The organism is Pseudoalteromonas sp. S2755 (assembly GCF_005886535.1).
Lineage (GTDB): Bacteria > Pseudomonadota > Gammaproteobacteria > Enterobacterales > Alteromonadaceae > Pseudoalteromonas.
Genome location: NZ_PNDS01000234.1, coordinates 1 through 1190 on the forward strand (window position 1 = coordinate 1; position 1190 = coordinate 1190).

The window sequence follows — 1190 nt, forward strand, 5'->3', positions numbered from 1 at the left end:
GGCTGAGCTAACCGCAGCGCTTGATACCAATAAACTAAACCAAGAGCAACTTAACAGTTCTATGGCGCGTATCGCCAAGCTCAAGACAAAGCTGCCACAATCAAGCGCTTCTTTGGCCATTGCCAATTCAACACTGGGTAATCCAAGCCATCGTCGCTTAGAAGCAGCGCTTGCACTAGCGGCTATTACTGAAGTAAAAAACGATGGTGTATTGCCGCTCAGAGATAACGCACAAGTTGTTCACCTTATCATGCCAGATAGGCAAAAATGTTTTGCACTTGAGCAAGCATTACAAACATACAGTAAAAACTCGCTCACACTTTCTTGTACAAGCCTACAAGCCTACGACCCAGACATTGCACATGATGCAATTAAACAGGCCGACGTGATAATCGCCGCACATGCATCGCCACCGCAAAGTGCGGTTGAAATTGGCGGCATGGACGATGTGAAAAAGTTACGAGAGCATGGTGTGGCGCGTAATGTGCAACCTGAGGCGCTGAAAGCATTACTGCAATACGGTCAAAAACTGGGTAAAAAGCAGCTATTTATCAGCCTAAGAGCACCATACGAAATTAGTACCTTTGGCCCTCTTAGTAACGCAGTATTAGCAAGTTATGCTTATAATGTAGACGTAAATCGTGATAAAAAAGTAACTGGGCCTGCCTACACGGCGCTGGCCAAAGTGATTTTAGGAATAGCGAAAGCGGAAGGTTCACTGCCTGTTACAGTAAACCACTAATTGGAGGAATCTATGGATCCCAGTGCTTCTTTAAGTGCACCACATGCAATAAGAAAAATGATCAAGGATGGTGATTATACGGGCCCTACTAAAGGGTTTGTGCCTGGGTTCACACAATGTAATGTGATTATTTTGCCACAAAGCGAAGCATATTCATTCTTCCGTTTTTGTGAGAGTAATCAATCCGTTTGCAAGCTGATTATTCCGCCCAGCGAGCCGGGTAATTTCAACTTTGACACGTTGGGGAAAGATATAGACATACGCTACCACCTCCCCAAGTATCAGATTTTAAAACATGGCCAGCTCGCCCAAGAATGCCATAACATAGAAGAGCACTGGCGCGACGATTTAGTTACCTTTGCTTTTGCCAGTTATCTTTCTTTTGATAACTTACTCGCGCAGTATGGAATAAATCCACCATCGGCGAACCCAACCACACCTTTACCAC

1 protein-coding gene and 1 pseudogene are annotated in these 1190 nt (G+C 44.8%); both read left to right on the plus strand.

The window, feature by feature from the left end; genetic code table 11:
- Window positions 1–742 (plus strand): annotated as a pseudogene (locus tag CWC03_RS23015) (glycosyl hydrolase family 3); the annotation flags it as partial.
- A gap of 12 nt (window positions 743–754) precedes the next feature.
- Window positions 755–1190 (plus strand): putative hydro-lyase (locus CWC03_RS23020; RefSeq protein ID WP_502705381.1); only part of this gene is annotated, 436 nt, incomplete at its 3' end.